The organism is Leptolyngbya sp. DQ-M1 (assembly GCF_039962505.1).
Classification (GTDB): Bacteria; Cyanobacteriota; Cyanobacteriia; order Leptolyngbyales; family Leptolyngbyaceae; genus Leptolyngbya.
In genome coordinates, this window is record NZ_JAMPLJ010000001.1 from 18,267 (window position 1) to 42,968 (window position 24,702).

Sequence of the window (24,702 nt, forward strand, 5' to 3'; positions counted from 1 at the left end):
GATTTCCAAGCAGTTTGTATCAATCATTACTGTTTATGATTTAGACAGGAACTTTTTAAGCTTTCACAACTTTCCAAAGAACGAGAATTCATGAATCAAAAAATTGAGTGCGATCGCTTGACTTCTTAATATGAAGTGATAGACTAACGAAGAGTTAAGCAACTTAACGATTCAGAACTCAAACGCAAATTGAATAGGAGTAAGCTTCTAGGGTTCCGGTTCACTGAATGTCTGGTCCGAGAGAAGCAGCCGAAACGATCATTCGGTCACACGGCGGGATAAAAGCCCGGGAGAACCATACAGATTCCTGTCTTGGTATCTCCTGGGCTTTGCCGTTTTGGGTCGATCGCACTTAACCGTTCATTTTCTGGAGAATTTTTATGGTGCAGACCATTGCTAAGACTTCACAAATCGATCCCAGCCTGATTTTGCTCGATGAAAAGCTCCCCGGTGGCGCGTACTGGCATTTTGTAATTAAGCGTGGAAATACGCTCCGCATCACCGATTTGGAAGGTTCTCAGGGAGTTTCGCTGATTTGCTACAACGCGGATAGCCCGATCGAACGCTTGAATGTTGCCGACACTTCAAAAATCCAGTTCAATGCGTTTCTGCAAAAAGGCAAGCTACTCTATTCTGATATGGGTCGAGTGCTGTTCTCGATGACCGAAGATACATCCGGCTATCATGACTTGATCTGCGGATGTAGCAATGCTGCTAGCAACTTGGCAAAATACGGCGAAGGAGATTACAACAACTCGCGCAACAACTTCCTCAAAGCGCTCGGCAAGCGGGGTCTGACTCGGAAGGACTTGATGCCGAACGTGAATCTCTTTAGTCGCGTTGCAGTCGCTCCCAATGGTGATTTGAACTATGTCGAGGGCATTGAAAAGCCAGGAAGCTTCGTTGATTTGCGGGCGGAGATGAATGTATTGGTCGTGGTGTCGAACTGTCCTCATGTGATGCACCCAAGCACTGAATACAAGCCGAAACCCATTCAACTCACAATTTGGAAATCCGCGGCTCCAGCGGCAGATGATTTGTGTCGGACTTCTTGCCCGGAAGCGGTGCGTGCCTTCCAGAACACCGATGCTTTGTTTGCTCAAGCTTAGATTGCTCAGAACATAGATATTTTGGAGAACTCACAATGGTTTCTACTCTGCAAACGAAACTTGATCCAGCAACTGCGATCTACGATGAGACTGTTCCTGCGCGTCAGCCTTGGTCACGAATCTTGAAGAAAGGTCAAACGCTGCGAATTGTTGACTTGATGGGCAACCAGGCAGTTGATACTTTGTTTTACAATGCTCACGATGTTTCTGAACGCTACAGCGCTCCGGATACAGTGGTTCGTCAGGGCAACATCTTCATCACTACGGGGACTCAGTTGATCTCCAACGAAGGAAATGTGATGGCGACGATTACCGATGATGAGTGTGGCAAACATGACACGATCGGCGGTGCTTGCAGCATGGAAAGCAACTCAGTGCGCTATGGGCTGCACAAGAAACATCTTCATGCCTGTGTTGAGAACTATTTGCTGGAACTCAGCAAGTATGAAATGAACAAGCGTGATTTAGTCAGCAACGTCAATTTCTACATGAATGTTCCAGTCAGTGAAGATGGACGTTTGGAAATTGTTGACGGCATTTCTGAAGCTGGCAAAATTGTTGAACTGCGAGCAGAAATGGATTTGATGGTTTTGATTTCTAACTGTCCCCAAGTCAACAATCCTTGTAATGCTTACAATCCAACTCCGATTCGGCTAATTATTTGGGACGCTGCTTAAGGAGAAAGGGCGATTTGCATCACTGCACAAATCGCCCTTTATGGCAAAGAACTTATGAAAATTCCATTGCTTTCTGCCTGTGTTGCACTCTTTGCAACCGCAATTACCTAGCGCGGGATTTGGGTACTCGCAGATGCTTATCTCTATCCTAACAATCCAGCACTCAGCGCTTTATGGTCTTTTGTCTTGGGACTGTTTAGTTTTCTAGTGCTAAAGCTCGTGATCAAACATCGGTAGTCTTTCTATGTTCAACAAAGTTCTGATTGCTAATCGAGGCGAAATTGCTTGTCGAGTGATTCGGACGCTCAATCGCTTAAACATTCCTTCGGTTGCAGTCTACTCGGATGCAGATGCTCATGCTCAGCACGTCTCAATGGCGACGGAAGCAGTCCACATCGGGGCGGCTCCGGTTGCAGAGAGCTATCTGAAGTACGATCGCATTCTCGAAGTTGCCAAACAAACGGGTGCAGATGCGATTCATCCGGGTTATGGCTTCTTGAGCGAGAATGCTGAGTTTGCCGAAGCCTGTGAAGCCGCAGGAATTGCGTTTATTGGTCCGACTCCAGAGCAGTTGAGGCAGTTCGGGTTGAAGCATACGGCGCGGGAAATTGCTCAACAGAATCAAGTGCCGATGCTGTCGGGGAGTTCTTTGCTTGAGAGTTTAGAGCAGGCACGAGAAGTGGCGAGTACGATCGGTTATCCGGTGATGCTCAAGAGTACCGCAGGGGGCGGTGGCATCGGGATGCAGGTATGCATGAGTGAAGCAGAACTATTCGATGCGTATGAGAAAGTTCAGCGCTTGAGTCAATCTAACTTCAAGCAAAGCGGAATTTTCCTAGAAAAATACATTCAAACTGCAAGACATATTGAAGTTCAGATCTTTGGGGATGGCACCGGGAATGTAATTGCGCTAGGTGAGCGGGACTGTTCCACGCAGCGACGCAATCAGAAAGTGATTGAAGAAACGCCCGCACCAGGAGTTTCTGATGAGTTGAGACAGGGATTGATTGACGCGGCGATTCGACTTGGGAAAGCAGTGAACTATCGATCGGCGGGAACTGTCGAATATGTGTTTGATGTCGAAGCACAACAGTTCTATTTTCTAGAAGTCAACACTCGCTTGCAGGTTGAACATGGTGTCACGGAAGAAGTTAGCGACGTTGATCTCGTTGAATGGATGATCCGAGTGGCAGCAGGTGAGACCGAGTTTATCAAAGCTTATCAGCATCGTCCGCAAGGTCATTCGATTCAGGTGCGATTGTATGCAGAAGACGCGAACAAGAACTTTCAGCCGAGTTCTGGACTGTTGAATGCCGTTGATTTTCCGGCTTCGGTTCGCATTGATGCTTGGATTGAAGCGGGGACTGAGGTAACACCGTTTTATGATCCGCTTCTGGCAAAAGTGATTGTTCGTAGTGACGATCGCACCTCCGCGATCGCAGCCCTTCAATCTGCCTTAGAGCAATCAACGATAGCAGGCATCGAAACGAACTTAGACTATCTGAAGCAGGTGATTGCTGCTCCCAAGTTCCAAGCAGGAACGATCAGCACAAAGTTTCTCAACTCATTCGAGTACAAGCCGAGAACGATCGACATTCTAGAGCCTGGAACTTACACCACCGTTCAAGACTATCCAGGACGGTTGGGATATTGGGATATTGGTGTGCCTCCATCGGGTCCGATGGATCATTTTGCCTTCCGAGTGGCAAACCGAATTGTAGGGAACCCTGAATCCGCAGCAGGTTTAGAATGTACCGCGACAGGTCCAACGCTGCGATTTAACTGTGATACAACGATCGCGCTTACAGGCGCAACCATGAAGGCAACTCTGAACGGGCAACCTGTTGAATTTTGGACAGCAATTGAAGTCAAAGCAGGGAGCACCCTGAAGCTTAAAGGAATTCAAGGCGATGGATATCGAACTTACATCGCTGTTCAGAATGGTTTGGATGTGCCAGAGTATCTGGGCAGTCGATCGACCTTTACGCTGGGGAAATTTGGCGGACATGCAGGACGAACTCTCAGAACCGGGGACGTTCTACACATTGAGAAACCCACAAGCGAACTTTCAGCTCAACACTGTTCATCTAAGTTAGTTCAACAGTACAAAGAACAATGCTCGACTCAATGGAATATCGGAGTGATGTATGGTCCGCATGGTGCGCCGGACTTCTTCACACCCGAAGACATTGATATGTTCTTCTCAACCGATTGGACAATCCACCACAACTCCGCTCGAACAGGAATTCGTCTCATCGGACCGAAACCGAAATGGGCGCGAACCGATGGCGGTGAAGCAGGATTACATCCGTCGAACATTCACGATAATGCTTATGCGATCGGCACCGTTGACTTTACAGGTGATATGCCGATCATCCTTGCCCATGATGGACCCAGTTTAGGAGGATTCGTTTGTCCAGCAACGATCGTACAGTCTGAACTCTGGAAAATTGGACAGTTAAAACCAGGGGATAGCGTTCGGTTTTATCGGTTAAGCGCGACGGAAGCCCGCGATCGGGAACTTGCTCAGGATAGCGCGATCGCAACACTCACTCCGTTACCTAAATCTGCACCGCTGCAAGTTACAGAACATTCCCCGATTCTGGATCGGATTTTTGATGCGGATCAAATTCCCGTAACCTATCGTCAAGCTGGAGATAAGTATCTTCTCGTTGAATATGGCGATCTGGTACTGGATCTGAACTTACGATTCTGTGTTCATGCCTTAGTTCAATGGCTGCAAGAGAACCATATTCCGGGCATTATTGATCTCACACCGGGAATTCGATCGCTTCAAATTCACTACGATAGTCGCACTCTTCCCGTTCAAGAACTGATTGCAATTCTGACTAAAGCTGAATCAGAACTTCCGAACATTGATACGATCGAAGTCCCGACTCGCATTGTTTATCTACCACTTTCTTGGAATGATGAATCGACCCAGTTAGCCATTCAGAAATATATGCAGTCGGTGCGACCCGATGCGCCTTGGTGTCCAAGTAACATCGAATTCATTCGCCGCATTAATGGCTTAGATAGCATCGAGCAAGTCAAAGACATTGTGTTTAATGCAAGCTATCTAGTTTTAGGATTAGGAGATGTGTATCTCGGTGCACCTGTTGCTACACCGCTTGATCCACGGCATCGTCTCGTCACCACGAAGTACAATCCTGCTCGCACTTGGACACCAGAAAATGCAGTCGGGATTGGTGGGGCTTATATGTGCATCTATGGCATGGAAGGTCCGGGTGGCTATCAATTTGTAGGACGCACCGTACCAATTTGGAACCGTTACAAGCAAACAGAGGACTTTACACAGCCTTGGTTATTGCGGTTCTTTGATCAGATTCGATACTATCCGGTTTCAGCAGAACAATTGCTACGCGATCGAGAAGCTTTAATTCAAGGCAAACTGAAGCTCAGAATCGAAGAAGAAACCTTTAGTTTGAGAAAATACAATGAGTTTCTCAAATCGAATGCGGATGAGATTGCTGCATTTAGAGGGAAACAACGTGCCGCATTCCAAGCAGAGCGCGATCGCTGGGAAGCGGCCGGAGAATTTACCCGCCAAGAAACCCTCGAAGAAGCACAAGCTGATCAGGAAGAAACACCTGAGATTGTTCTGCCTCCAGATAGTGAAGCCGTCGTTGCTCATGTTTCTGCAAATGTCTGGCAAGTCTTGGTCAAGCCAGGAGATGTAGTTGCAGAAGGCGATCGCTTAGTAATTTTAGAAGCAATGAAAATGGAAATTGCAGTGACCGCAGACGAAGCAGGAACCATTACAGAACTTTACTGCGTTCAGGGGCAGACGGTTTCCGCAGGTCAGGTTCTACTCGCTATCCGGTCATGAGGAACCTTTGCTAACCAGAAAATTTCTTCCATTGCGGCGGCGGCGGCGTTAGAAACTCATATACGCCTGCCGCGGTTCCTGTTGCTGTCACCACAATGTCAAAGGACAAAGACATCCGCAATTCCTCTGTCTCATTCATTGTCACTGCATGACGCTGTTTCGCTGGAAAGATCAGTAGCCGTCCCTCTACGGGTGGATAAGCGGCATAAAGCTGATTCAGATAGTTATCTGAATCGACAATATCCGTATTCTCGCTTCCCAGTCCCGGACAAACTTCATTCACTCGCGCATCATTGAAGAAGACTAAACTTCCTGGATCGCCCATTTCGTCAGTCGGCACCTGAATATAGTAAACCGCACTAATATGAGCCGTATTGTGGGAATGAGCGCCGATTTCTTGTTCACTGCGCGAGACAATGGGCCACGCTCTTTGGATGTACAGATCCACTTTGCTCAAATCCACGCCGATGTCTTGTAGATAAGCGGCGACGTGCTGCTCGACTTGTTTCACAATCCATTCAAAAGCGGGATGAGTATGAATCTGATTAACGCCGTGAATGTCTCCTGTCCAAGCCATCTCCGGATAGTTCCGGGGTTCGATTGCTTCTTTCTCTAGCTGTAGTACCGCCTTGATCAAACTTTGTTGATGTTTCGCGGCATCTGGCAAGTCCTCATAATAAATCGCTAGAGGAAACCAAGTCTCGATCGGCATTCGCTATCCTTCTAATCCTTCGCCCGATCGAGTGTAGCAGTTGTCTCGGCTCAATTCGTCACCGTCCTAAATCATGTAACGCATGAATTGCAGCAGCGCATCGCTGAGTGATTTCCTCAAGCTCAGATCGATCGCTACTCTGCGGCGCGTCAATGACTTCCCCGATCCGAATCGTAATCGGCACAGGGCGCGGAATCGCGCTTCCAGGCTTGAATATCTGATGCGTTCCCCACAAGCTCACTGGAATTAAAGGCGAATTCGTTTTTGCCGCAATCCAAGCGGCTCCTAATTTCGGATCAGCAATTCGACCGTCAGTAGTGCGAGTGCCATCGAGAAACACACCCGTCGCCCAACCGGACTCGATCGAAGCCATCGCCGCTTTCATCGCTGAGCGATCGGCAGTTCCTCGCTTGACCGGATATGCCCCGTATGCCTTAATCGCCTGCTTCAGAACAGGAACGTTGAACAGTTCTTCTTTCGCCATATAAGCGACCGGACGACCGATCGCACAAGACAACAACGGCGGATCGAAATCGCTGGCATGATTGCTCACGACTAGGAGCCGCCCCTGTTTCGGCACATTCTCCGCTCCGTAGATGCGACCGCGAAAATAGGTGTGCAGCACCGGAGACACGATCGACCATTTGAACAGGTGATACAGAATCAAACTGATCAAAGGTTCGCGATCGGGTGAAATTTCAGCGTTCACAGGGCGGGTGGGCGTTTCTCTCATACGGGGATGTCAGCAAGACTGCTCACATTTTCTAACACGAGATCGGGACAAGTGCGCTTAATAATTCCCGTCAAAACTTTTCCAGGACCGACTTCGACGACTCGATCGACCTGTTCTTCCAGAAATTTGAGCGAAATTTCGCGCCACCGCACCGAACCCGTCATCTGCCGACTTAACCGACTTTTTAATTCACCCGCATTCCGGCTTGGAATTGGATCAACGTTTGACAAAACTGGCACTTGAGCTGCTTTGAAATTCACTGAATCCAGCACCGTTTGGAACTGCGCCGCCGCATCTGCCATCAGAGGCGAGTGAAACGCCCCGCTCACATTCAATTTGACCGCTCTTTTCGATTTCACTTGTGACATCACTGCTTCAACCGCCGCAGGCACTCCAGAAATGACCACCTGACCTGAATTGTTGTCATTCGCCAGAACCGCATCCGGTGTTTGTGCCAGCACTGCCTCAAGCTGATCGCGATCGAACCCCAACAGCGCTGCCATCATGCCATCCGACGCGCTATCCATCAGCTCAGCCCGACGCTGCATCAATCGCAGTCCCGCTTCAAAATCAAACACTTCCGCTGCATACAGCGCCGAATATTCGCCTAAACTATGCCCTGCAACGTAGTCAGGATACCGACCTTTCTCCTTCAGCAAATCCGCCAAAATCGTCTCTACCACATACAGACAAGGCTGCGTATAAAGCGTTTGCGACACTTTATCTTCCGTGCTTTGGCAAATCTCGACCACCGACCAGCCGAGAATTTTTTCTGCCTGAGCAAACTTCGCTTTTGCTGCGGGAACCTCTAATAAATCGAGTCCCATTCCGATCGCCTGAGACCCCTGCCCAGGAAACACCCATGCCGTTTTTACCATTGTCCTAATTATTTGTCATGAATCGAGTTAGCGTCCCCATTGAAAAACTGCGGCTCCCCAAGTCAAGCCCGCGCCGAAGCCGGATACCGCGATCGTCTCCCCTAGTTTTACCGCTCCTCCCCGCACAGCTTCATCGAGCGCGAGGGGAATTGATGCAGCTGAAGTATTGCCGTATTTTGCCAGATTGCTGATTACTTTTTCCGAGGGAATTCCTAAACGATGGGCGACTGCATCCAAAATTCGCTGATTCGCTTGATGCAGTAGCAGCCAGTCGATCGCATCCACAGTGATATTTGCCCGAAACAGCGCTTTTTCAATCACTTCCGGCACTCGTTTGACCGCAAAGCGATACACTTCCTGCCCGTTCATCGTTAACGATCGAAACTGCCCTTGGGTGATTTCACAGTCGTTCAGTAACGCTTTTGGCTCTCCTGAATACGCCAGATTTAAGCAGTGATGCTGACTGCCATCGCTTCTCAGCTCAAATCCCAGTAAGCGATCGACCGTATTCGCTTGCATGACTACCGCGCCCGCACCGTCGCCAAATAATACGCAAGTCCGGCGATCGCTCCAATCCACCCAGCGCGATAGAACATCCGCCCCGATCAGCAGCACATTACGGTAAGTTCCGGTGCGAATATATTGCGCCGCAGTCACCAGCCCAAACACAAACCCCGAACAAGCCGCTGTTAAATCAAATGCCACCGCTTGCGAGGCTCCCAAGGCTGCTTGAACCTGGCACGCACTGCCGAACATATCGTCTGGAGTTGAAGTCGCGAGCAAAATCAAATCTAGATCGATCGGCTCAATGCCCGCCATCTCGATCGCGCCCCTCGCCGCCTCGGTCGCAAGCTGCACGAGCGATCCAGACGCATCGCTGAGCCGTCGCTGCCGAATCCCGGTGCGTGAGGCAATCCATTCGTCGGAAGTGTCCATGATTTCACTTAAACGATCGTTGTCGATCGCAGTCTCCGGTGCGGCTGATCCGCATCCCGTAATGGCAATTCCAACCCCTGAGTAGTCCACCAAAATCTTTAACTCCAGTGCGTAGGTTAGCTGTCAGAACGCGCAGCAACCGTTGGATCGTAGCTTGAGCGAATTCGGTCTAAAACATTGTTGTCGATCGCGTCTTTCGCCAATCGTGCAGCATTGAAAATCGTCGGAGCCTGCGAACTGCCGTGACTGATAATGCAGACCCCATCGACACCGAGCAGCAATCCGCCCCCGTGCTCTGCGTGATCCATCCGCTGCTTGATTCGCTTCAGGTTCGGGCGCAATAAGGTGACACCCGCTTTGCCATGTAGCCCACGGGGTAACTCTTCGCGCAGAATCTGTAGCGCTACCTCACCAACCGCTTCAGCAAATTTCAGCAACACATTCCCGGCAAAGCCATCACAAACAATCACATCAAAGTGCCCAGACAGCACATCGCGCCCTTCTGCATTGCCAATGAACGGAATCAGTGGATTATCCGTTAATAGTTGATGGGTCTGAATTGCGAGTTCGTTGCCTTTATTTGGTTCTTCGCCAATGTTAAGCAAGCCGACTTTTGGCTCAGAATTGCCCAAGACATATTGCGAATAGATCGTGCCCATCAAGGCGAACTGCTCTAGGAATTTGGGACGACAATCGACGTTGGCACCGACATCGAGAATTAGCACAGGCTTGCCAGCGATTAGCGTGGGCAAAACAGCGCCGATCGCAGGGCGATCAATGCCTTTCAAGCGTCCTAATCTCAGCAATGCTGCTGCCATTGCCGCACCGGAATGCCCTGCCGAAACCACTGCATCCGCTTGTTTTTGCTTCACCAAATCCATTGCCACATTGATTGAGGCTTTTGGCTTACGACGCAGTGCCGTCAGCGGCTCTTCTTCCATTGCGATCGTGCCTTCCGAGGACACAATTTCAATTGCCGAAGACTGCGTATGATGCTTCAGAGCAGCTTCCACCTGTTGCGGATCACCCACCAAGACGACATCGACATCGAGTTCTGCCTGTGCCCGCACCGCTCCCGCGACAATTTCGTCGGGAGCGTTATCTCCACCCATTGCATCGATTGCAATTCGTACCCGCGTTGATCCCATTGGCTCTAAGTTCTTAAAAACCTTCCAAATTTTATCAGAAGCGGATGATGCCCTCACCCTTGTCTATCCGAATTGCTTTATTCTGCCTCACAAGGGGGACATCTTGAGAAGTGTGAAGGAACAGGTTAGGCTATCTGCGTCCTGTGATATGCCGGATTTATGCAGTGGATTCCCCGATTCTGGAAATCAGAAAATTTTTTGCGATCGCTTGTGATCTCCAGTTTTGTGGTGTTTTTCGCTGTTAGCGTGATCCGACATCTACTGTTGCAGTCAAATGCGCTTGATTTAGGCTATTTCGATCAGGCAGTTTATCTAATTAGTCAGGGAAAAACGCCGATCGTGTCTTTCCGCCCCTATCACGTTCTCGGCGATCATGCGGCTTGGATTTTGTATCTGATCGCAGGCGTTTATCAGATTTTTCCCAGCGTTTATGGGTTGTTTGCAATCCAGAGTGGCATGTTTGCGATCGCGACGATCCCCGTTTGGTACTTGGCGCATCAGGCAGGACTCGATCGCCAGAAATCGAATGCGATCGCCGTTGCCTATTTACTTTATCCACTTGTTTTTAATCTCAGTCTGTTTGATTTTCATCCTGAAGTGATTGCTCTGCCACTGTTTTTTGCGGCAATTTGGACGGCGAGATCAAATCGAATTGGTTGGTTTACGCTGTGTATGGTGCTGATTTTGGGGTGTCGGGCATCTTTGGCGCTGTTGATCGCGGCAATGGGAGTTTGGCTGATTGGGTTTGAAGGGCGTAAAAAATCTGGGGCGATCGCGCTCATTCTGGGTGTGAGTTGGTTTGCGATTGCAACGGGGGTGATTATTCCTCACTTTCGTCCCGCAGGAGCGGATTTTGTCATGCGCTACAGCTATTTGGGCGCTTCGATCGGTGAGATTGTACAAAATTTGGGCTTAAAGCCTTGGCTTTGGGTCAGACGGCTTTTCTCGATCGAGAACCTACTTTATCTTTTGCTAGTTTTGGCACCGATTGGCTGGGGTGTTTCGCTGCGTCATCTTGCGCCGCTTGTAGCAACCATTCCAGTGTTTGCAATGAATTTACTCTCGGAGTTTGCAAATCAGCGAGATCTAGTGAATCAATATGCGCTGCCCATTCTGCCGTTTTTGATGGTGATGGCGATCTCAACCGTTGCAACCCAAAGACGACGATCGCGCCTGATCCTGGTCTGGTCGCTGATTGGTTTTTTAGCATTGGCGAAATTCGGTTATTTTGGGTCGCGTTACCTTGATCGCGTTTCGATCCTATCGGAAACTTATGCTGCGATCGCGCAAATTACGACTAAAGAGCCTGTGTTGACGACGAGTTATCTTGTGCCGCACCTCGCGCATCGAACGACGATCGACTACCTCAAGCTCAGCGAACCCGCGACGAACTTAAGTGATTTTAAGTACGTTCTACTCAATCCAGCATTTCCGGGATGGGCAAGCAGTTCACAGTTCGCTCAACAGATTTTGAGTCAAGTTCAAGCCAATCCAGACTTCGAGCTTCGGTATCAAAGAAGCAGCGTCTATTTATTTGTGAAGCGATCGGCGGCTTGAGCCAAAAAAATCGGGCATCCCCCAAAAGAGATACCCGCAAGACTAGCTTTCAAGGTTGACCAGAATTTAGAGGAAAAATTACATCAGACCCAGGAAGTGAAGCGTTCCACCACCCGTCAAGTATTCCGTAGCTAAAGCAGCGACAAAACCGAGCATTGCAAACCGACCATTCCACAGTTCGGCTTGCGGAGTGAAGCCAAATCTCCAAGCATTGCGGTCTTCCGTAGCCGTTGCCGTCATCTTTTGTGTATCTTGCATGGTTATTACTCTGAAACGCATTAGCTGGAAATATATTAACTAATGTAACGAAAAGTGTCAAAGTATTACGTAAGCCAGAGGATTTAATCCGTAAATCTTATTCATGCAGCGACTGCAAGCCGAAAATTCTCAGCAAAAATTAGCGATCGCTTAACTTTAACCGCTGAAACTCGCGCTAGTTTTGAATATAGCGATATGATCAAGGCGATTGATAATTGTAAAGAATCATCAATAATGATTGTCTCTGACGCTCGCTATCACAAACTCAAAGACTCGATTACTGAAAAGCTGTTTTTCGGTCATGAGCCTTCTGCTGAGCTAATCGCGATTCTTCTGGTCTACTTTGTTCAGGGAATTCTGGGGCTGGCTCGCTTGGCAGTGAGTTTCTTTCTCAAAGACGAGTTACACCTGAACCCGGCGGAAGTATCGGCGCTGTTGGGAATTGTCGCGCTGCCGTGGATGATTAAACCCCTGTTTGGATTTATCTCGGACGGCTTGCCGATCTTTGGATATCGTCGTCGTCCTTATCTCGTTTTGTCAGGAATACTAGGCGCGATCGCTTGGGTTTTACTTGCAACCGTTGTGCATTCTGCCTGGGCAGCAACTTTGGCGATTTCGCTCGGATCGCTCTCGACCGCTATCGCCGATGTGATTGTGGATTCGCTAGTGGTCGAGCGGGCGCGAGGAGAATCAGTGAGCGGTGCGGGATCGCTCCAGTCACTCAGTTGGGGCGCGTCTGCCGTGGGAGGCTTGATTACGGCGTATTTTAGCGGTGCGCTGCTTCAGCATTTTGACACGCGGACGATTTTTTGGATTACGGCGACGTTTCCGCTGATTGTGTCTTGTGTGGCGTGGTTGATCGCAGAATCGCCCGTCACCGAGAAAGCGAATTGGTCGATCGTGGGCGATCAGTTAAAGCAGCTTAAGCAAGCGGTGTCGCAGAAATCGATTTGGCTGCCGACCTTGTTTTTATTCTTATGGCAGGCGACACCCACGGCTGAATCCTCGTTTTTCTACTTTTCAACCAATGAATTAGGGTTTGAGCCGGAGTTTTTAGGGCGAGTGCGATTGGTGACGAGCATCGCTTCGGTAGTCGGAATTTGGGTTTTTCAGCGGTTTCTCAAAGCTGTGCCGTTTCGCGCTATTTTCGGCTGGTCTACAGTGATTTCGGCGGTGTTGGGGCTGTCGATGCTGCTGCTTGTGACTCATACCAATCGAGCGTTGGGGATCGACGATCGCTGGTTTAGCTTGGGAGACAGCTTAATTCTGACGGTGATGGGACAGATCGCGTTTATGCCTGTGTTGGTGCTGGCAGCAAGACTCTGCCCACCGGGGGTAGAAGCCACACTATTTGCTTTGTTAATGTCGGTAGTGAATTTATCGGGGCTGGTGTCGTATGAGTTCGGTGCGCTGTTAACTCACTGGCTGGGCGTGACTGATACGAATTTCGATAACCTCTGGATTTTGGTGCTAATTACGAATTTGAGTACGTTGTTGCCGTTACCGCTGTTGGGCTGGTTGCCTGGGGCAGATACAACAACGTCCACCGTTCAATATCTTCCTGCGTTGGAAGCTGATCCGGCAAAACCGATCGGACAGGCATTTATGCCGAATTTAGTTTCGGTGGCAGGTGAAACGGTGGAGACTTCGATCGAGTAGCTAAATCACCGCGGATCAGAACTCCGAATTTGTGAAAACATTCGGGGTTCTTCTCATTTAAAAAGCCAAGTAAAAATCAAGATAAAGGTACGAAAGAGCAATGCAAGGGTTTCAGCTTTTTGAACATGCGGCTACGGTTCCGACCAAGGCTTACAACACGAAAGAATGGCAGCGGGGCTATCGATCGCTCACGCAAGAATATGACTACTGGATCGATGAGATTGAAGGCGAACTGCCAGCCGAGTTAAACGGAACGCTGTTTAGAAATGGGCCTGGATTGTTTGAGGTCAACGGCGAAAGATTTCAGCATCCGTTTGATGGGGATGGCATGATTAGCGCGATCGCTTTTCACGATGGACGCGCTCACTTCCGCAATCGGTTTGTCAGAACTAAGGGCTATTTGGCGGAGCAGAAAGCTGGAAAAATTCTCTATCGCGGCGTGTTCGGGACGCAGAAATCTGGCGGTTGGTTGGCGAATGCCTTTGATGTCCGGATTAAGAATATCGCCAATACGCAGGTGATTTACTGGGGCGGTAAGCTGCTGGCATTGTGGGAAGCGGCTGAACCCCATCGACTTGATCCAAAAACTCTAGAAACGCTGGGTTTAGAGTATTTCGACGGCAAGCTAGGAAAAGGCGCACCGTTTGCGGCACATCCCTGGATTGATCCGTCGAGCAAATTTGACGGTGGCAAGCCTTGCTTGGTGAATTTCTCGATCAAGGCAGGGCTATCGTTTACGATCGCAATCTACGAACTCGATGTTGATGGCAATATTGTTCGCCAGCACGATTATCCGGTGCCCGGATTTGCCTTTATTCATGACTTTGCCATTACGCCGAACTACTGTATTTTCTTCCAGAATCCAGTGAAGTTTAACCCGCTGCCGTTTTTAGCAGGAACGCGATCGGCAGGAGAATGCATTCAATTTCAGCCGGATCAACCGACAAAGGTTCTGATCATTCCACGCGATCCGGCGATTAAAGCAAAACCTCAAACTCTCGAAACTCCATCCGGCTTTGTGTTTCATCATGCAAACGCATTCGAGCAGGAGGGCGAGATTGTGATTGATTCAGTTTGTTACACCAGTTTGCCCGCTGTTGAACCTGGTGCAGATTACCGAGAAACTGAGTTTGATGCACTTTCACCCGGTCAACTGTGGCGTTTTCGCATGAACTTAGAAACGGGTCAGGTCGATCGCACTCTACTCGAACCCCGCTGCTGTGAATTTCCGTTTATTCATCCGGCAAAAGCTGGACGACCACATCGCTATATCTACATGGCGGCGGCTCATGCGGAAACAGGGAATGCACCACATCAAGCGATCGTTAAAGTCGATGTCGAGACTGGAGCGCGGCAGCTTTGCAGCTTTGCACCCACTGGATATGTGAGTGAACCTGTATTTGTTCCACGTGGAAACGCTTCTGAGGATGGACTTTACACAGAGTTGCAGGGCGAAGAAGATGACGGATGGTTGATTGCAACGGTGTTTAACACAGAGCGCGATCGATCTGACGTGGTCATTGTCGATGCCAAAGATCTCAGCATTGTTACAACGCTGCATCTGAAGCACCACATTCCCTATGGATTGCACGGAACCTTCACGCCGCATTACTTTGAGTCATAATTGCTCTTTTTTGTGTGAACTGCGTCATTGATAATCAGAAGTACCATTCTGATTGTTGTTATGGCTGTTGATATTCTGATTCTGTCAAATGCTCCGGGTGAACTTGCAACCTGGGTAAAGCCCACGGTTCGGGAACTCAGAGCGCAACTCGGTTCAGAGCCGCGAATTTCGATCGTGCTGTCTCCCTGTCCGAACGCTAGTGGACAAGAGGCGGAAATCGCCCGGAGTTATCCCGAAGTAGATCGCGTTCAATCCGCAGAGCATTTTTTCCCGTTTCTGCTAGGAGGAAAAACAGCGGACAACTGGGACTGGCACGATCGCGGCGTGGTGATTTTTCTGGGTGGCGATCAGTTTTTCCCGGTGGTGATTGGCAAGCGGTTGGGATATCGCACCGTGATTTATGCCGAATGGGAGGCCCGATGGCATCGCTGGATTGATCGCTTTGGTGTGATGCGATCGGAAATTCTCGATCGCGCCCCCACTCAATTTAGAGACAAAATCAGCGTGGTTGGGGATCTCATGGCAGAAGTGCAGACTCAACAGACAAGCCCTTCCTCACAAGAATTCATCGGACTGCTGCCGGGATCAAAGCCTTCAAAGCTGATGCAAGGTGTGCCGATCATGATGGCGATCGCTGAAGAAATTCAGCGCGATCGTCCTCAAGCGCAATTTGTGATCCCCGTTGCTCCAACGTTAGATCTACCCACTTTAGCGAAGTATGCTGATCCAGAACAGAATCCGATCGTGCCGCTCATGGGCAACGTTTCCGGCGAATTGATTCAAGGCGATCGACTGATATTAAAAACTCAGAATGGAGTCGCGATCGAGCTTTGGCAATCTCGAAATGAGGAGCGGGTTCCAGTTTATGAAGTGCTGTCCCAGTGTCAATTGTGTATCACAACAGTTGGCGCGAATACCGCAGAGCTTGGATCGCTCGCTGTGCCGATGATTGTGATCTTACCCACACAGCAACTTGATGCGATGCGGTCATGGGATGGACTCTTAGGATTGCTTGTTAATCTGCCGGGAGTCGGCTCTAGTATGGCAAAGCTGATCAACTCGATGATGCTGAAGCGATTGGGCTTATTAGCTTGGCCCAACATTTGGGCAAAAGAAATGATCGTGCCAGAACTAATTGGAAAACTGAAGCCGCAGGAAGTCGCAGACCTGGCGATCGATTATCTTGAGCATCCCGAAAAGCTAGATCAGATGCGCGATCGACTTAGACGAGTGCGGGGAGAACCAGGAGCCGCGAAAAAACTGGTCGCGATCGTCGCTGAAGAATTAGCACTTTAGGGGTTTCTGTCATGAATGACAATGATCCTGGAACCGAGATCAAGACAATGTGTTAAACACCTTGCGGTCGCGCAAATATTTGACGACTGCGGCTCCCACATCTCCAGAAGCACCCGTGACAAAAATCATGACGGGAACACTTAGAAATAGCAAGAAGAGCCGGGGATCACTGTATTCTCGGATCTTCTTGTGATCACGATCGTGCTAATTTTCGTTTAGCTTTCCTTCAGAACGAGCCATCACCGAATCCGTCGGTAGACAAAGGAGATTATCTCCCTGAGTCCGAATCATTCCCTTTTGCCGCAGCTTACCCATTAAGCGCGTCACCGTCACGCGAGTCGAGCCGATCGCGCTACCAATTTGAGCATGAGTCAGAGGAAAGGGTAAGCAGTATCCCTCATCCGTGGGTTCGCCGTATTCCTCGATTAACAGGGTCAAAAAGCCGAGCAATCGATCGATCGTCCGGCGTTGTCCTAGCGTACTGAGCCACAGCAATTTGCGCTGATGCTGATAGCGGAACGCATCCAGGACTTCGCGGCGGAAGTGAGGCCAATTGTCCAAGTCATGCCAGTACATCCAGACGACAGAGGTTTGATCTACATGAGCATAAGCCTGGAGCGTAAAGGGCGACTGCGCTACGATTTCAAACGGTTGACCCGTTCCCACAAATCCTAAAAAAGCTTCCTCTGGGCTAATTCGAGCCAAGCGAGCCGCATTCCCACTCGTTGCATTCACCTGAGCCGTACCAACCAAGCGAACCGCGCCCTTCTGTACCAAGTAAAGCAAGCCCGGACGAGTTGGAACCCGTTCATCTTTGCTAAAGTTGCGAACGCGATAATGTTCCTGCGCCCAATCAATGATTCGTTGCCAAGTGAGGAACGGACGAGCCGCGTCAGAATTTTGGGGAGTGACTGAGTACATATATTAATAGGCTGTTGGAGAACAGTGAGACTTTGACAAGCGCTGAGTCCAGCGGGGGTGCAGAAGAGATTCAAACCAATGGAAGGTTTGCTCAGGGGGTGTGGTCAGTTCTCTGTATCCGGTGTCTTTACGAGATTATACGGAGAAATTGGCTACTTACAGTGGAATCACGGTGATTTTTACAGATTCAAGCATAAACTACTGGTAGAGCTGAACTTTTTTGGTCAAAAGTGTCTCATTTTGGGGCTTCAACCGTAATTACTGTGAATTGTAACCTACCAAAGATTACTTATCCTACGCTTCGCTCATTGTTACTTCTGAAAATATACGAGGTAATCTGCCAAAAGACGGATGTTGAAGTAGAAAACCCCCTAATTATGCACTCGAAATTCGGGATAGAGCTCTCAAATTTCAAGCATTTTCAGCAATCGAGCGTGCCGAAACAGGTTAGGAATCAAACTGCGATCGCCCTATATCGCTCGTCGATCGCGCTTCAATTTGGTGCAGGATCAATCCAAACGACTCAGCAAGTGGCAGGTCAAATTATTGACTTCTTTCTATCGTCGCCGTTCGATTCTGCAAAAACTGAGATTGAAAAGAAGCTTCTGCGTGATCTTACGGTGAGGGCAACTGAAGCAGGGCAACTTGAATTTGAATTTGGAGCGATCGCGATCACGGCTTGGCTGCAAGTTGTGCTACAGCATTGTTCGTCTCAGGGTCTTGAGTGGCAGTCGAATGCGGCACCCAATCAAACGCTTTCAAAAAATCCTGAGATTTTCTTCTGTCAGTACAGCTATGCCCGCTGCGCGGCGCTTTTACGCTTGGTCGATTCACAGGTGCTGATTAGTCAAGAAGCGATTTGGTTGAGGGATGGAAAACTTTTATTGCAACAGGAGCGATCGCTCACCGCGCAGATTGTCACAACGCTGGACACCTGGGAAGAAGCACCGGTTTTGAAGGCTGCGATCGCCCTTAGCCAAGCCTTTCAAGCGTTTTACCAACACTGCCAAATTGTAAAGTACAGCACAGTTGACTGTGAAATCGCGCAATGTCGATTAGCTTTAGTAATGATTACCCATTGGCTTTTGAAACAGCTTTTAGAGCAAGGATTGGGCGTGTTAGCACCGGAAACCCTTTAAGATTCGGCAGCACAAGTTGAGATCGAATGTCACACCAATGTCACAAAATCGCCATAAAGAATTTTTATCAGCCAAAGGGTGACAAACCTATGAAACCCACCTATAGTATTGGAGTGTGAGGAGCGAACCAGCTAAGGGCACCGAGACGAAACACGGCCAGTCGTCGGTGCCCTTTCTGATTTTAAAGCAAGAATTTTTCGAGTGCGATCGCAGCCCCATCTACTTCTACAGGCGGCGCAACCCATTGAGCGATCTGCTGCACTGCTTCTGGTGCATTCCCCATCGCGATCCCGATTCCCGCATACTGAATCATTTCGAGGTCGTTGAAGTTATCGCCGATCGCCATGACGTTCTCAGGTTTGAGATTCAGCAACTCTTCAGCCAGGTATTTCACTGCCGCGCCTTTATTTGCCGCTGGATTGGTTGCCTCGAAAAAGGTCGCGACTGACTTCGTAAGATAGAGTTCAGCGGGCGTGTACTGTTTCTGCAAAGAGCCAAGCAGCGAGTCGATTAGCGCAATATCGTCACTCAGCGCCAGCACTTTTGTCGTTTCCATCTGGAGCGTCGATCGCAAGTCGCCCACGACGATCGGTGTGATTCCACTGCGTTCGACGTAAGTGATCGTTTCAGGAGTCATCGCGCGGACGTACAAATCATCATCGATATAAAAGTGAATCGACAAAAGTTCACGCAATTTGGGCTGCTCAAAATAGTCGAGGAGTTCTGACAGTTGCGCTCTCGGTACTGACCAGCGGCGTAAAATCTGCTGAGTCATGGGATCTTGTATCCATGCGCCTTGGTAAGCGATCAGGGGTAAGGTTGAGCCTACTGCTTGGTGAAATCGGAGTGCAGAACGATACATCCGTCCCGTGGCGATCGCCACTTGTACGCCGCGTTTCTGTGCGGCAGCGATCGTCTCTAAGACAGGTTCACGGATATGATTAGATTTGCCTGCGATCGTCCCGTCGATGTCTAAAACTAGTAACCGAATTTCAGAGTGCTGCATAACTTGATTCAGGGTGAAGGACTTCAGCTTCCATCATCCTCCTACCTCGGAACGCTTTATGGCTGAAGTCAATCAGAAAAGAATTAGTCGCCGGATTTTGCTGGTGACGCTTTGGCTAACGCTGCTGATGCTGGTGGTGAAAGTGGGAGCGGCGTGGGCGACACGATCGCTGTCGATCGTTGCAGAGTCGCTTCACACCGTAATTGCTGGATTCAGTACGGTTTTGGGTCTGATTGCGCTTTCGACTCCGAACCGGCAATCGGGGCGCGAGGTTTGGGGGCATGGGCGCTTAGAGGCAGGATTAGCGTTATTGCTGGTCGCATTGTTGGGGTTTGCAGGCTTAAGCTTGTTTGGGGTAGCGATCGACCAACTCGCGGCGGATTCAGCGTTAAGAACATTGCCTCCAGTGCAGATGCGATTGTCAGTGATTGGATTGTTGGCGGTTGTATTTTTAGCCAGTGTGGGGCTTGCGTTGTTTGAGCGTAAGGTTTCGCGATCGTTTGATAGTTCGATTTTGAAGTTGAATGCCCGTCACATTCTGCAAGATGCTTGGTTAACTATTCTTCTATTAGTGGGACTGTTGGGAATTTGGCGCGGGTATGTGTGGCTTGATCCAGTGTTGACGATCTCAATGGTAATTACAGCCGGAGTAAGCTGCTGGCGGGTGCTGAATTGGCAATTACCCTTAATGATGCGCCAAGTCGCGATTGCGCCTGAAGCGATTGGGCAGATTGTGCGCCAGGTGCAAGGTGTGACGCACTGTTATGGGGTGCGATCGCGGGGAATTGTGGGGCGGCAGGTGTTTGTTGAGATGCGGGTGATGGTGCATCCAGAGTTTTTGGGTGCAAGGGATTGGATTGCGGAACAGATTGAAGGGGGGATTCGTGATCGTTATGGTGCAGTTCAGGTGATGATTTTTGTCGAGGAAGCGCGGGACGAATTACAGCATCCGTTTGAGCAGGTGCGATCAGATCAGTCAAGCCGCGAAATCGATTGAAATCTGACCTTCAAGCCGTCTTTGGGGCGGCGAGTTGGAATAATCACAGGCTTAAGGCTTTGATTGGGTAAGAGATCCCAAGCGTAGCTTCGCAAGAGATGAGCTGCGATCAGCTTCATTTCGAGTTTGGCAAAGGCAAGCCCGATGCAGATGCGAGAACCGCCACCGAAACCGATTAAACTAAAAGGCTTTTGCTTCGTATCTTTCCAGCGATCGACATCAAACTTCTCCGGATTCGGATACAGTTCCGGTAATCGATGCGTGAATAAAATCGAATACTGCGCCATCCAGCCTTGAGGAATTTGATAACCTGCAAATTCAAATGGTTTGATTACACCACGAAAGCCACCCGCGATCGGAGGATGTAATCGCTCTACTTCATTTAGGACTTGATCTAGGTAAGGCATTTTGCTGAGTTGGTCTAAAGTGATCGGAGAATCGAAGTGTTGTTGCTCCGATCGTGCTTTTTCTAACACTTCAGGATGTCGCGCAAGTTCTAGAACTAACCAAGTTAACATTGCGGTTGTGGTTTCATGTCCAGCAAATAAAAGCAGCAAAGCCTGAACCCGGATTTCTTCGGTGCTGAGACGATCGCCACTCTCATCTTCTGCCTGGATCAGCAAGCTTAAAGCATCATCGGTTGGGTGCTGGCGGCGGCGATCGATCACCTGATCCAAATGCACCAAAATTTGATCACGCGCTTTCACTGATTTGTGGAATCGGCTTCCTGGCAAGCTTGGAAAGGAGAAAAAGCCATCAGTGAGTGTGGCAAACAGATCACTAAAGCGTTTTGCTTCATCGCTCGAATCAATGCCTAAGAAGATTTGACTTGCAATCTCAAACGTTAACTGCTTGAATTCCTCAAACCATTTGAATTCTTGTTTTTGCTCCCATTTGACTAAGTATTTACAGATCAGTTTATCCATTGTTTCAAAATACCGCGCTAGGGCTGCACCATGAAACGCAGGCATGATCAACCGACGATTTCTCCGATGTTCTTCACCCTCTTGGGCAAACAGCGATCGACCCAGCAATTTATGAAACGTCTCCGGATAGCCATCCCGCCAAGAGAAGTTTTCAAATCCCGTTGAAAGCAGAAACTCGACCGCTTCCGCTCCCATCATAAATACAGCAGGCTTACCAAGAATATGCGATTTGAATACCACGCCATACTTGCGGTAGCGTTTCTCAACAAACTGCGGATCAAAGAGGAACGACAGCGTTTCACCGATGACGGGCAATCCAAAATTTCCGGGAGGTAAAGACATCGTGATTTCTTTAGGTTTCGAGACAGCAGGGGCAAATACACTAATAGAAGACACACTACCAGTAAAACTGTAATGCACCCTCGCGTGATTTGCTTAGGCGAAATTCTATTCGACTGCATTTCTAATCAACCTGGACTGCCGCTTAAATCGGTTACTTCCTGGACTTCTTACCCTGGTGGCGCTCCCGCGAATGTTGCCTGCGCGTTGACCAAATTGGGCACATCCAGCGCCTTTGTAGGCTGCGTGGGCGAGGATGAACAGGGTCGATCGCTGGTCGAATTGCTTCATACGATCGGAGTCGATACCACCGGAATTCAAACGCATTCCGCACCGACACGCACCGTTTTAGTTTTAAGATCAGAAACGGGCGATCGTAGCTTCGTTGCCTTTGGAGAGCAGCGAGACACAACTGAATTTGCAGACACTCATCTACAAGCCAATCAAATTCCAACGGAGCTATTTCAGCACGCAGATTACTTGGTGATTGGAACTTTACTACTAGCTTATCCGGAGAGCCGAGCCGCGATCGAACGCGCACTTCAACTATCTGAACAGTTCTTTGTCAAAGTTGTACTTGATGTAAACTGGCGGCCTGTGTTCTGGAATGATCAGACGATCGCACCTAGAATGATTCATGAATTAATCAAGCGAGCAGACTATCTAAAGCTTGCAGAAGAAGAAGCAGAATGGTTGTTTGAGACTACCGATCCGGGTGTGATTGCTCATCGAGTTGAAAGCTTAGAAGGAGTGCTAGTCACAGCAGGCGAGAAAGGTTGTGCTTACGGTTTGAGCCAGAAAGAAGGCAAGGTTCCAGCATTTTCGATCGCAGTTGAAGATACAACCGGAGCAGGCGATAGCTTCTTAGCTGGATTTGTTCATCAACTTTGTCAACATCAACTTACGGAAGTAAATCAAGATGCCGATCGCATTGTGCGATATGCGAGTGCAGCAGGAGCATTAACCACAACACGGGCAGGGGCGATTGATGCTCAGCCGACAGGTGCAGAAGTCGATGCATTTTTGCAGCAAGAGGAATAAGGCTATGGGTGTTGAAATTGAGCGCAAGTTTTTAGTTAAAGGCGATCGATGGCGAGATCTCGCTCCGGGTGAACTGTACCGACAAGGCTACATTCCCACTGTCGAAAGTACGGTGAGAATTCGTGTGGTGAACGATCGGGGTTTCATCACGATTAAAGGAATGAGTCAAGGCATCTCTCGCGCTGAGTTTGAGTATGAGATTCCTGTGAGCGATGCGGCACAAATGTTAGATACTTTGTGCAAGGCTCCTCTCATCGAAAAGTACCGCCACAAAATTGAGCTAAACGGCTTGATTTGGGAAGTCGATGAATTTTTAGGAGAAAATCACGGATTAATCATTGCAGAAGTTGAACTGAGAAATGCGGATCAAGCGATCGACCTTCCAGACTGGATCGGGGAAGATGTTTCACATGATCCGCGCTACTACAATTCCAATCTCACAAAGCATCCCTTCACAACTTGGTAGAGGACTAGCGGCTCCAAGCAACATAAGGTAACTTTGCTGCGGTGGCGCGAACTTGTTCTGCTTGTGCGACTAATTGACCGCAAGCATCCCATGTACCCGAAGTCAGCATTTGATGTGCGCCTGTAGGCATCGAAATTGCAGCCGTAAATGATCCACACCGCACTTGCATTTGATCTAGATCGATCGTCACCTCAGCCTGTGGATCATTTGCTACTAGCGTTTGAAGCTGGCTTGTCACACTAGGATCAGCAGTCACGCAGGGAATTCCAATCGCAACACAGTTGCCAAAAAAGATTTCTGCAAAACTCTCACCGACGATCGCTTGAATGCCCCATTTTGCGATCGCTTGCGGCGCGTGTTCCCGACTCGATCCACAGCCAAAATTTCCATTCACAATCAGAATCGTGGCTGCTTGATATTGTGGCAAATCAAAAGGATGCTCTCCTTTAAGCTGAGCGCGATCGTCCGCAAATACTTGTTCGCCTAATCCATCGAACGTGACGCAACGCAAAAATCGAGCTGGAATAATGCGATCGGTGTCAATGTCGTTTCCAACCACGGGAATTCCGCAACCTGCGATCGCTTTAACTTCACTTACCATACTGTTTCGTCTTCCATTCAGTGCGATCTATTTTGGCATTTCTCAAGGCTCACTGAAAAAATGAATCAACTGTACTATAGTTAAGAAAACGTTCAGCATTGCAGGAAATTCCGCTTTATGGTGACTCAGCAGTCGAACAAGAGCGATGTGTTTTACCCGGAAACTGACGGCAAACCAATGGCAGACAACACCAAACAATTTCGCTGGATTGTAGTGATTGAGCAGAATCTAGAATGGTTGTTTGCAGATAATGCTGATGTATTTGTTGCAGGCGATTTATTGTGGTATCCGGTTGAAGGCAACAATAGGCTGAGTACCGCCCCTGATGCAATGGTTGTGTTTGGTAGACCAAAGGGCGATCGCGGCTCTTATCAACAATGGAAAGAAAATAACATTCCGCCTCAAGTTGTCTTTGAAGTATTATCTCCGGGCAACACGCAACGCGAAATGGAGCGAAAGCTGCTGTTTTATCACAGCTATGGTGTTGAGGAATACTATGTCTATGATCCTGATCGCATCCGATTAGAAGGATGGATACGCTCGGAAGATGGAATGCTCGATCGAATTGAATCGATGTTGGGCTGGGTTAGCCCTCGATTGGGAATCCGGTTTGAATTAGGTGCAGAACTGCAACTGTTTCGACCTGACGGAATCTCCTTTTTCTCGTTTGCTGAAATTAATCAACTGCTTGATCAAGAGCGCCAACGAGCAGAACAGGCGGAGCAGCAATTAGCACAAGAGCGCCAACGGGCAGAGCAAGCAGAACAACGGGCGCACCAAATGGCGGAACGGCTACGATCGCTCGGCATTGATCCAGAAGCGCTTTAAA

Annotated in this window: 22 protein-coding genes and 1 riboswitch; of the genes, 12 read left to right on the forward strand and 10 right to left on the reverse strand. The window is 49.0% G+C overall.

Annotated elements, in window-relative coordinates; all coding sequences use genetic code 11:
- Positions 1 to 196 precede the first annotated feature (196 nt).
- Positions 197 to 295: riboswitch (guanidine-I (ykkC/yxkD leader) on the forward strand.
- Between the two features lie 85 nt (positions 296 to 380).
- The 3 genes from NC981_RS00095 to uca all read left to right on the forward strand — a co-directional run bounded on the left by NC981_RS00095 (position 381) and on the right by uca (position 5,636).
- Complete coding sequence (locus NC981_RS00095; protein WP_348241021.1) at positions 381 to 1,109, forward strand: urea amidolyase associated protein UAAP1; 729 nt, start codon at positions 381 to 383, stop codon at positions 1,107 to 1,109.
- A 35-nt stretch (positions 1,110 to 1,144) separates the two neighbouring features.
- Positions 1,145 to 1,786, forward strand: a complete 642-nt coding sequence (locus NC981_RS00100; RefSeq protein WP_190376314.1) for an urea amidolyase associated protein UAAP2 — start codon at positions 1,145 to 1,147, stop codon at positions 1,784 to 1,786.
- Positions 1,787 to 2,030: 244 nt separating this feature from the next.
- On the forward strand, positions 2,031 to 5,636 hold the full coding sequence (gene uca / locus NC981_RS00105; RefSeq protein ID WP_348241022.1) for an urea carboxylase: 3,606 nt from the start codon (positions 2,031 to 2,033) through the stop codon (positions 5,634 to 5,636).
- Between the two features lie 10 nt (positions 5,637 to 5,646).
- Here the strand turns inward: uca and NC981_RS00110 are convergent, their stop codons facing one another.
- From NC981_RS00110 to plsX, 5 genes are read right to left on the reverse strand one after another with little or no spacing between them, the layout of a single operon-like run.
- On the reverse strand, positions 5,647 to 6,348 hold the full coding sequence (locus NC981_RS00110) for a TIGR02466 family protein (protein WP_348241023.1): 702 nt from the start codon (positions 6,346 to 6,348) through the stop codon (positions 5,647 to 5,649).
- A 58-nt stretch (positions 6,349 to 6,406) separates the two neighbouring features.
- Positions 6,407 to 7,045 carry a 1-acylglycerol-3-phosphate O-acyltransferase gene (locus NC981_RS00115; protein ID WP_190376374.1) on the reverse strand — a complete coding sequence of 213 codons (639 nt, stop codon included), beginning with the start codon at positions 7,043 to 7,045 and terminating at the stop codon, positions 6,407 to 6,409.
- Positions 7,046 to 7,077: 32 nt separating this feature from the next.
- Positions 7,078 to 7,959 carry an ACP S-malonyltransferase gene (gene fabD, locus NC981_RS00120; protein ID WP_190376310.1) on the reverse strand — a complete coding sequence of 294 codons (882 nt, stop codon included), beginning with the start codon at positions 7,957 to 7,959 and terminating at the stop codon, positions 7,078 to 7,080.
- Positions 7,960 to 7,986: 27 nt separating this feature from the next.
- The gene (locus NC981_RS00125) at positions 7,987 to 8,985 is read right to left on the reverse strand and encodes a beta-ketoacyl-ACP synthase 3 (RefSeq protein WP_348242009.1); all 999 of its coding nucleotides are present in this window, start codon (positions 8,983 to 8,985) and stop codon (positions 7,987 to 7,989) included.
- A 26-nt stretch (positions 8,986 to 9,011) separates the two neighbouring features.
- Positions 9,012 to 10,043, reverse strand: coding sequence for a phosphate acyltransferase PlsX (gene plsX, locus NC981_RS00130; protein WP_190376372.1), 1,032 nt, complete (start codon positions 10,041 to 10,043; stop codon positions 9,012 to 9,014).
- A gap of 159 nt (positions 10,044 to 10,202) precedes the next feature.
- On the opposite strand from plsX, the gene NC981_RS00135 reads away from it, so the two are divergent.
- Positions 10,203 to 11,600, forward strand: coding sequence for a DUF2079 domain-containing protein (locus tag NC981_RS00135; RefSeq protein ID WP_348241024.1), 1,398 nt, complete (start codon positions 10,203 to 10,205; stop codon positions 11,598 to 11,600).
- A gap of 78 nt (positions 11,601 to 11,678) precedes the next feature.
- Here NC981_RS00135 and NC981_RS00140 read toward each other — a convergent pair whose 3' ends face one another.
- Positions 11,679 to 11,858 carry a chlorophyll a/b-binding protein gene (locus NC981_RS00140; RefSeq protein WP_190376308.1) on the reverse strand — a complete coding sequence of 60 codons (180 nt, stop codon included), beginning with the start codon at positions 11,856 to 11,858 and terminating at the stop codon, positions 11,679 to 11,681.
- 234 nt (positions 11,859 to 12,092) lie between these two features.
- Between NC981_RS00140 and NC981_RS00145 the strand changes: the two genes are divergently transcribed.
- The 3 genes from NC981_RS00145 (at position 12,093) to NC981_RS00155 (ending at position 16,437) form a co-directional block, all read left to right on the forward strand.
- Entirely contained in the window at positions 12,093 to 13,517 is a 1,425-nt protein-coding gene (locus tag NC981_RS00145) for a folate/biopterin family MFS transporter (RefSeq protein WP_348241025.1), read from the forward strand.
- A 100-nt stretch (positions 13,518 to 13,617) separates the two neighbouring features.
- Positions 13,618 to 15,141: a carotenoid oxygenase family protein gene (locus NC981_RS00150; RefSeq protein WP_348241026.1), complete on the forward strand. Its 1,524-nt coding sequence runs from the start codon at positions 13,618 to 13,620 to the stop codon at positions 15,139 to 15,141.
- A 60-nt stretch (positions 15,142 to 15,201) separates the two neighbouring features.
- On the forward strand, positions 15,202 to 16,437 hold the full coding sequence (locus NC981_RS00155) for a lipid-A-disaccharide synthase (RefSeq protein ID WP_348241027.1): 1,236 nt from the start codon (positions 15,202 to 15,204) through the stop codon (positions 16,435 to 16,437).
- Between the two features lie 204 nt (positions 16,438 to 16,641).
- Here NC981_RS00155 and NC981_RS00160 read toward each other — a convergent pair whose 3' ends face one another.
- Complete coding sequence (locus NC981_RS00160) at positions 16,642 to 17,358, reverse strand: Crp/Fnr family transcriptional regulator (protein ID WP_190376303.1); 717 nt, start codon at positions 17,356 to 17,358, stop codon at positions 16,642 to 16,644.
- A 434-nt stretch (positions 17,359 to 17,792) separates the two neighbouring features.
- Between NC981_RS00160 and NC981_RS00165 the strand changes: the two genes are divergently transcribed.
- Entirely contained in the window at positions 17,793 to 18,497 is a 705-nt protein-coding gene (locus NC981_RS00165) for a DALR anticodon-binding domain-containing protein (protein ID WP_348241028.1), read from the forward strand.
- Positions 18,498 to 18,678: 181 nt separating this feature from the next.
- Here NC981_RS00165 and NC981_RS00170 read toward each other — a convergent pair whose 3' ends face one another.
- A complete protein-coding gene (locus tag NC981_RS00170; protein ID WP_348241029.1) occupies positions 18,679 to 19,503 on the reverse strand; it encodes a Cof-type HAD-IIB family hydrolase in 825 nt (274 codons plus the stop codon).
- A gap of 58 nt (positions 19,504 to 19,561) precedes the next feature.
- Here NC981_RS00170 and NC981_RS00175 point away from each other — a divergent pair, with 58 nt between their 5' ends.
- Positions 19,562 to 20,500, forward strand: a complete 939-nt coding sequence (locus tag NC981_RS00175; RefSeq protein WP_348241030.1) for a cation diffusion facilitator family transporter — start codon at positions 19,562 to 19,564, stop codon at positions 20,498 to 20,500.
- Here the strand turns inward: NC981_RS00175 and NC981_RS00180 are convergent.
- Positions 20,476 to 21,768: a cytochrome P450 gene (locus tag NC981_RS00180; RefSeq protein ID WP_348241031.1), complete on the reverse strand. Its 1,293-nt coding sequence runs from the start codon at positions 21,766 to 21,768 to the stop codon at positions 20,476 to 20,478. The genes NC981_RS00175 and NC981_RS00180 overlap by 25 nt on opposite strands.
- Before the next feature lie 72 nt (positions 21,769 to 21,840).
- Here NC981_RS00180 and NC981_RS00185 point away from each other — a divergent pair, with 72 nt between their 5' ends.
- Complete coding sequence (locus tag NC981_RS00185; protein ID WP_348241032.1) at positions 21,841 to 22,806, forward strand: carbohydrate kinase; 966 nt, start codon at positions 21,841 to 21,843, stop codon at positions 22,804 to 22,806.
- A 4-nt stretch (positions 22,807 to 22,810) separates the two neighbouring features.
- A complete protein-coding gene (locus tag NC981_RS00190; protein WP_348241033.1) occupies positions 22,811 to 23,272 on the forward strand; it encodes a CYTH domain-containing protein in 462 nt (153 codons plus the stop codon).
- Between the two features lie 4 nt (positions 23,273 to 23,276).
- On the opposite strand, the gene leuD is transcribed toward NC981_RS00190, so the two are convergent.
- Positions 23,277 to 23,873, reverse strand: a complete 597-nt coding sequence (gene leuD / locus NC981_RS00195; RefSeq protein WP_348241034.1) for a 3-isopropylmalate dehydratase small subunit — start codon at positions 23,871 to 23,873, stop codon at positions 23,277 to 23,279.
- Between the two features lie 117 nt (positions 23,874 to 23,990).
- Between leuD and NC981_RS00200 the strand changes: the two genes are divergently transcribed.
- Positions 23,991 to 24,701, forward strand: a complete 711-nt coding sequence (locus tag NC981_RS00200) for a Uma2 family endonuclease (protein WP_348241035.1) — start codon at positions 23,991 to 23,993, stop codon at positions 24,699 to 24,701.
- The last annotated feature ends 1 nt before the right edge of the window (position 24,702 follow it).